Below are 7,172 nucleotides of genomic sequence, written 5' to 3'. Positions count from 1 at the left end.
AAAAAAACACCCATTTTTTAATTTTCATACAATCATAATACGGTATTTAATTTTTATTTAATACCTTATTTCAGTATAAAAGTCTGTTTTTGGGAAACAATTTTTTAATTTCACGTATATATTACTGAAAATTAGAAAACCCAAATCGCTTTAATATGAAAAAGTTATCAATAATGTTCGTAGTGTTTTTCTTCACAATATTTGTGTCAAACGCCCAGGCATTTAAGGATCTACAGGGACCTGCTGCCAAGAATTATAAACCATGGAAAGATAATTCAAAAAAAACGACAGCCATGGTCGCAGTAACTCCAAATGACAAACAAGGGCCTTCATTCAAAAATGCGAAGGCTTGGGAACAAGATTCTGAAAAAGTAACTTTGGTCTCAAATCCAGTTAGTGAAGAAAGAGAACTTGGTCCCAAGGCTAAAAATAGAAAACCTTGGAAAAAGGATTAATCAATTATAAAATTAAATTAAAAAGGACGTTGAAAAACGTCTTTTTTTTTGTTTTAAAATAGATTTCAATGATGAATAAACTTAAAGTTCTTCTTCCCTTTCCAGCATCAGAATAGAATGCTGCGGGACTATGAAGTACTTTTCTCCTTCGTAGATCACCTCAAAGGCACCATTCAATAAGAATATCGCCAAATCACCTTCTTTGGCTTGAAGAGGCACATACCTGACTTTTTCTTCTGCCTCCATCCAAGGTTCCCGGTCTTCGGCAGCCATAGGGATCGGATATCCAGGTCCGGTTTTTATGATATAGCCTTGCTGGACTTTTTCCTTTTCCTGTACACCGGGAGGCAGGTAAAGGCCTGTTGCGGTCCTTTCGTCAGCTTTCCTGAGTTTGATCAATACCCTGTCGCCGACGATGATGAGTTTTTTGAGTTTGTTGTCTGGGGTGAGTTGCATGGGGTACATTTGAGATTTAGAAGCGAGATTTGAGATGTGAGATATGAGAATAGACCTGATTGCAATCAAGACTTTTGCTTAATTTTTGAATCTTGGGTCTTATTCCATTAAATAAGAACGGCATCTATACTTTCATACAGATGCCGTTGCATTTATTTTTATTTGAAGATTACTTCTTGTCTTCAGATACTTCTTCGTAATCTACATCAGATACACCGTCGCCTGCATTTGGAGAACCTTCACCGGCATTGGCATCAGGTCCTGGTTGTGCTCCTGCACCTTGGGTAGCGTTGTAGATTTCCTGGGAAGCAGCTTCCCAAGCTTTATTCAACGCTTCAGAAGCAGATTCGATTGCTGTGAGGTCTTTAGAAGCATGTGCTGATTTCAATCCTTCCAAAGCAGCACTGATGTTGGCTTTGTTGCCATCGGAAAGTTTGTCACCATATTCTTTCAGTTGCTTTTCCGTTTGGAAAATCTGACTGTCAGCCTGGTTCAATTTTTCGATTTTTTCCTTTTCGGATTTATCAGATGCGGCATTAGCTTCAGCTTCACGCTTCATTCTCTCGATATCGTCCTGAGACAAACCTGAGGATGCTTCGATCTTGATTTTTTGCTCTTTTCCTGTTCCCTTGTCTTTTGCAGAGACATTAAGGATACCGTTTGCATCGATATCGAAAGTAACTTCGATTTGAGGGACACCTCGCTGTGCAGGTGGGATATCGCTCAATTGGAACCTACCGATAGACCTGTTATCTTTCGCTAAAGCCCTTTCACCCTGCAATACGTGGATATCAACAGCAGGCTGATTATCAGCTGCAGTTGAGAAAACCTCTGATTTTTTGGTTGGAATGGTAGTGTTGGATTCGATCAGTTTGGTGAATACACCGCCCATGGTCTCGATACCCAAAGAAAGTGGAGTTACGTCTAGCAACAACACATCTTTCACTTCACCTGTCAATACCCCACCTTGGATCGCAGCGCCGATGGCTACTACTTCGTCAGGATTCACTCCTTTGGAGGGTTTCTTTCCAAAGAACTTCTCCACTTCTTCCTGGATTTTTGGGATTCTTGTAGAACCTCCGACAAGGATTACCTCATCTATATCAGATGGATTCATTCCCGCATCAGCAAGAGCTTTTTTACAAGGTTCCATAGACCTTCTCACAAGGTCAGCTGATAGTTGCTCAAACTTTGCTCTGCTCAAGGTTCTAACCAAGTGCTTAGGACCTGTTTGTGTAGCAGTGATATAAGGCAAGTTGATTTCTGTGGAAGCAGAACTTGACAATTCAATTTTTGCTTTTTCTGCTGCTTCTTTCAATCTCTGAAGAGCCATTGGGTCTTTTCTCAAGTCAATTTGCTCTTCACCTTGGAATTCTTCAGCTAGCCAGTTGATGATTACTTGGTCAAAGTCATCACCACCCAAGTGGACATCACCATTGGTGGATTTTACCTCGAATACACCATCACCTAACTCAAGTACAGAAATATCGAATGTACCACCTCCAAGGTCATACACCGCGATTTTCATATCCTGGTTTTTCTTGTCCATACCATATGCCAAAGCGGCAGCGGTAGGTTCGTTGATGATCCTTTTTACTTCCAAACCTGCGATCTGTCCGGCTTCTTTGGTTGCCTGACGCTCAGCATCGTTAAAGTATGCAGGAACTGTGATGACAGCTTCAGTGACAGTCTGTCCCAAGAAATCCTCAGCAGTGCTCTTCATTTTCTGAAGAATCATGGCTGATAATTCCTGCGGCGTGTAAGACCTGTCTCCGATTTTGACAACAACAGTATCGTTGGTACCTTTTTCGACTTTGTAGGAAGCATGTTTTTTTTCCTCCGATACTTCGGAGAATTTTTTACCCATAAATCTTTTTACAGAGGATATGGTGTTGGAAGGGTTGGTGATAGCTTGACGTTTTGCAGGGTCACCTACTTTACGCTCGCCGTTTCCATTGTCAAGAAAGGCCACGATGGACGGAGTAGTCCTTCTGCCTTCGCTGTTTTGGATGACCACTGGTTCGTTTCCTTCCATTACGGCTACGCATGAGTTGGTGGTACCCAAGTCTATACCTATGATTTTTCCCATGATATTATATTTTGAATTATTGATTACAAATTAGATTCGAAATCTATTAAACAACTCATGTGCCAAGCGTAAAAACAAAATTTTCTGTGTCAGATTGACAGATAATATGACAGTAAATCCAATTAGATCAAAAAATGCTCACAGGTTACAGTGTTGAAATGTCAGGTCAATCGTAAACCCACCAGTCAGGTTTTGTGCTCGTCCAATCCCGGCCTGCCGCGCGACCTTCACAGGATAGGCATTCTGCAGGATATTGATTTGTGGGTTTTCCGGGAATGTAATCACAGATCGGTTGCAAATAAATGGGGGAAATCTCAGAGGTCACATAGAACCTCGATACTGATGATTTTGCAACCTCAAAAAAGCCAAGGACGAGTTCATTGGGATTTTCAGTATTCATGATGTTCCCAAATACCGGAGCAGGAGGTATGTCAAAAAGGGATCCTTTGTTGTTAATGACAATATTGATTCTTTCCCAATATTCAAAAGCATCTCTGTTGATGCTTAGCTGTTTGACTGTTACAAAAAATGGAAATAAAAATGCATTGTTAATTTTCCGTGTGGCCAATAATTTCTCCGTTTGCCGATTTGATGTGACTGTCCCGTCAAACAAATTGACAATTGTTGGATCCATGACATCAAAAATAAAACAGGGTGGAGGCGGAGGGATGCCTGGAGGAATCCAAAGCAGCGGCCAATAATGTGCTTCCTCTACTATCCACCGGAGGAATAGCTGGTCTGGTGTTTCCGGCAAATCAGATTTGGCAAATACCTTAAAAACATGATCATCCAGTGAAGTCCTGAATGGTTCATATGCAACTTGGTAGCTGAGACTGTCCTTACCAACAACCTCCGGCATTTCTTGAAATTTTGACCTGTATGTCACCCCGTCCAAAATTACCTCCAATGCATAACTTTTCCCTTCTGTTGCTTTCACGGCTTGCAACTCATAAACACCATTTCCTTTGTTGAAATATGCTATTTTTTCTTCCCCGGCAGTCAGCAAATAAACTGCGGCATTTGAAACCCCTTTGGGACGGAATGCTAAAGGTGAAGAAGTGCTGATATTGACAATATGCTTATCATCTTTGTCTGTAAACAATCCATAGATAATTAACTGTCCTTCTTCAGTCTCTTGCCAAAAATCAAGTCTGTCGATACAGGATATTGCCAAGATCAAAATTGAACCTGTAATCAGTTTAAATAAACGGCCAATTGTATCCTTTTTTTTCATCCTGTCATTAATAAAAAGTGGCTAAACTTTGTCGATTCGATTCTTAATTTTCACTCCACCAAAGTGGTTCGACCGTTGTCCATTTCCTTCCCTTGGCTCTTTCTTCACACTCCACGCATTCAGGGGCATATTCCGATGCTGGTTTGCCTACAATGAAATCACAAGGTCTGTTTAGGAAGAAAGGCACATCCCCTCGGTTGGTAGAAATTCTTGTGGTTTTTTCTTTGGCTACTTCGAAATATCCCAAAATTCTTTCATCTGGATTTTCAGCGTTATAAATATTTCCAAAGACAGGCGCAGGGGGGATATCGAACAAAGACCCCTGGTTGTTAACAGTGATTTTGATTTTTTCCCAGTAGGAAAAAGCATTTCGGTCCATACTGAGTTGCCTGACAGTAACGTAAAAAATAGAAATAAATGAATTATCCACTTCTCTTTTTCCCAATATCAAGGAGGTACTATTAGTACTTGTCATTGATCCATCAAAGAGATTTAATCTTTCAGGTTCTATCAAGTTAGAAATGAAGCAGTTTGGAGGAGGAGGAGGGCACAATCCTGTGCATGGAAGCCAAATCCGTTCCCACAAGTATGTTTCCTCGACCTGCCATCTTAGAAAAACCGGGTCAGGAGTATTTGGGAGTTGGCATTCAGTCGAGACTGTAAATACCGGCTCAGGACTTTCATTTCGGAAAGGTTCATTTTTAAAGCTAAAACTCAGATTGTCTTCTCCGACAAACTTTGGAATCTTTTCAAAAGATGACCGATAAATTTTTCCTTCCAAAATGACTTCCAAGGAATAAAGTTTTCCTTCGACCGCCTTCACTCCAATCAGCTCGTAGTCCCCATTTCCTACATTGAAATATTTTATCCTTTCATCAGCATCGGTCACCAAAGTAACTTCTGCGACAGGCACCCCCCTTGGTGCCAATCCCAATAGCGATGTTCTACTGATGTTGACTACCTGTCGTTCATCGCTGTCCGTAAAAAGCCCGTAAATAACCAGTTGGCCCTCCTGAGTTTCTCCGACAAAATCCAACTGGTCCAAACATGAAGAGATGAAAAACAGAAAACATACTGATACAAACCGAATAAAATTGGATTGACTTCTGTAATAAATTTTCATTTCCCAAAACAATTATTTGGTTTCAAAACATTTCTATCAGAGGCATTGGGCAGTTTTGAAGACAACTTGGAATTTTACCTTATGCCAAATATCAATTTTCATTTTAAAAACCCATCCAAACTACTTTGAGTTTTGGTACCTTCTGGTTAACTCAATCAAACTTCCACCAGTCTGGCGCATTGGTCGTCCACCTTTTTCCCTGAGCTCTAGCCTCGCAACTTCTACATTCGGCAGTATAAGTTTCCTCAGGCTTGTTTGGAATATATTGACATGGGTCAACAAGATAAAATGGTACATCTGCACGGGTAGTATAGATCCTTGTCATTTTGGTCTTGGCTACTTCAAAATAACCTAGAACTGTTTCTCCTTTATCTTCAACATTGAAAATGTTCCCAAATACAGGAGCAGGCGGGATATCAAAAAGCGATCCTTGGTTGTTGATGACTATTTTGATTTTTTCCCAATATTCATAAGCTTCCCTATTGATGCTCAATTGCTTGACGCTTACAAAAAATGGATATTGAAATGAATTGTCTACCGAGCGCCTTCCCAATACAAAAGTTGAATTTCTGGTGCTTGTCCCTGAACCGTCAAATAAATTAAGTCTATTGGGTTCTATTACGTCCGAAATAAAGCATGGAGGAGGAGGAGGGGGAGGAATACCCGTTCCTTGTAACCATGCCAAAGGCCATAAATACGTTTCTTCAACCGTCCACCTCAGGTAAATTGGATCTTGGGTGTCGGGAAGCGTCGTCTCCGAAAAGACTGTAAACACAGATTCAGGCGCTTCCGTTCTGAAAGGTTCATTTCCAAAAGTAAAACTGAGCACATCTTCCGCAACCAGTTCTGGAACGGTTTCATACTTTGACAGATATACTTTTCCATCCAATACTACTTCCAAAGCATAACTTTCTCCTGCAAGAGCCTTATAGCCATACAATTCATATTCTCCGTTTCCCAAACTGAAATAGGGGAATCTTGCACCGGATTCACTCAAAACTGAAACGCTGGCGTTTGGGATACCTCTCGGGGCTAATCCTGATAAAGAAGTTTGGCTTACATTGACCACCTGCCTTTCATCAATGTCAGTAAATAAACCATAAATGACGAGTTGCCCCTCTCTGGTTTCCCCCACAAAATCAAGCTTGTCAATGCAGGAAATAGGAAGCGATAGGTATATGGCAAATACCATGAGTAAGCGGACTGATATTTTTTGATGCTTGGTCATTTTCCAAACTTTACGGTGTAGGTGAAAGAAGGGAAAGCTGATCCCAAAATCGAAATCTGATAAGGAACCAATCTTGGAGTCCTGCCTTCTCTTTGGAAGAAAACAGAATAGGCGTTTCTCCTTCCGGTAAGGTTATAGACGCTAAAATTGATTGTATCATCCCACTTCCTTACGAAGCCATTTGTCAGGTAAGAAAAGTCAATCCTAAAATAATTTGGAATCCTAAACTCGTTCCTGTTTCCAAAATTGGGGACAAAAACCCCTCCGATTACATAATTGGACGAAAGTCCGGTCACAGGTCGGCCTGATGAAAAATTGACGTTGGTATTGAAAGTTCTGCCTCTTCCTATATGGAAATTAGTTACCAAGGAAATGTTGTGAGGTTTGTCAAAGTTGGTTGCAAACCAATTTCCTTGATTGACTTGGATTTCAGGAAATTCGGAAGTGGTTCTGATAAGAGACCTGCTGAAGGTATAAGCAAGCCAACCTGTAATCCCTCCGCTGTTTTTTTGGATCAGTATTTCAGCACCGTAGGCAAGGCCTTCTCCCTGAATCAATTCTGTCTCCAAATGTGGATTTAAGAATAA

The 7,172-nt window shown here is 40.8% G+C and carries 6 protein-coding genes and 1 pseudogene; 1 reads left to right on the top strand and 6 read right to left on the bottom strand.

Features of this window, described 5'->3' with window-relative positions; translation table 11 throughout:
• The first annotated feature begins 155 nt into the window (after positions 1-155).
• Positions 156-455 (top strand): hypothetical protein, encoded by a 300-nt coding sequence (locus tag ACZFYI_RS12885; protein ID WP_462524538.1) that lies wholly within the window; start codon positions 156-158, stop codon positions 453-455.
• A gap of 81 nt (positions 456-536) precedes the next feature.
• Here ACZFYI_RS12885 and ACZFYI_RS12880 read toward each other — a convergent pair whose 3' ends face one another.
• The 6 genes and pseudogenes from ACZFYI_RS12880 to ACZFYI_RS12855 all read right to left on the bottom strand — a co-directional run.
• Positions 537-911: a co-chaperone GroES gene (locus tag ACZFYI_RS12880; RefSeq protein ID WP_462524537.1), complete on the bottom strand. Its 375-nt coding sequence runs from the start codon at positions 909-911 to the stop codon at positions 537-539.
• A gap of 169 nt (positions 912-1,080) precedes the next feature.
• Positions 1,081-3,000, bottom strand: a complete 1,920-nt coding sequence (gene dnaK / locus ACZFYI_RS12875) for a molecular chaperone DnaK (protein WP_462524536.1) — start codon at positions 2,998-3,000, stop codon at positions 1,081-1,083.
• Positions 3,001-3,166: 166 nt separating this feature from the next.
• Positions 3,167-4,234: a DUF4249 family protein gene (locus ACZFYI_RS12870; RefSeq protein ID WP_462524535.1), complete on the bottom strand. Its 1,068-nt coding sequence runs from the start codon at positions 4,232-4,234 to the stop codon at positions 3,167-3,169.
• Positions 4,235-4,277: 43 nt separating this feature from the next.
• Entirely contained in the window at positions 4,278-5,357 is a 1,080-nt protein-coding gene (locus ACZFYI_RS12865) for a DUF4249 family protein (RefSeq protein ID WP_462524534.1), read from the bottom strand.
• A 151-nt stretch (positions 5,358-5,508) separates the two neighbouring features.
• Positions 5,509-6,549: a DUF4249 domain-containing protein gene (locus ACZFYI_RS12860; protein WP_462524533.1), complete on the bottom strand. Its 1,041-nt coding sequence runs from the start codon at positions 6,547-6,549 to the stop codon at positions 5,509-5,511.
• 32 nt (positions 6,550-6,581) lie between these two features.
• Positions 6,582-7,172, bottom strand: a pseudogene (locus ACZFYI_RS12855) (TonB-dependent receptor); the annotation flags it as partial.

The organism is Aquiflexum sp. (assembly GCF_977115555.1).
This window is presented reverse-complemented; position numbering and strand designations above follow the sequence as displayed.

Excerpts from the sequence above, each read along its gene's own strand:
- ACZFYI_RS12870 (WP_462524535.1), bottom strand. The coding sequence starts at position 4,234 with ATGAAAAAAAAGGATACAATTGGCCGTTTATTTAAACTGATTACAGGT.
- ACZFYI_RS12885 (WP_462524538.1), top strand. The coding sequence starts at position 156 with ATGAAAAAGTTATCAATAATGTTCGTAGTGTTTTTCTTCACAATATTT.
- ACZFYI_RS12865 (WP_462524534.1), bottom strand. The coding sequence starts at position 5,357 with ATGAAAATTTATTACAGAAGTCAATCCAATTTTATTCGGTTTGTATCA.
- ACZFYI_RS12880 (WP_462524537.1), bottom strand. The coding sequence starts at position 911 with ATGCAACTCACCCCAGACAACAAACTCAAAAAACTCATCATCGTCGGC.
- ACZFYI_RS12860 (WP_462524533.1), bottom strand. The coding sequence starts at position 6,549 with ATGGTATTTGCCATATACCTATCGCTTCCTATTTCCTGCATTGACAAG.
- dnaK (WP_462524536.1), bottom strand. The coding sequence starts at position 3,000 with ATGGGAAAAATCATAGGTATAGACTTGGGTACCACCAACTCATGCGTA.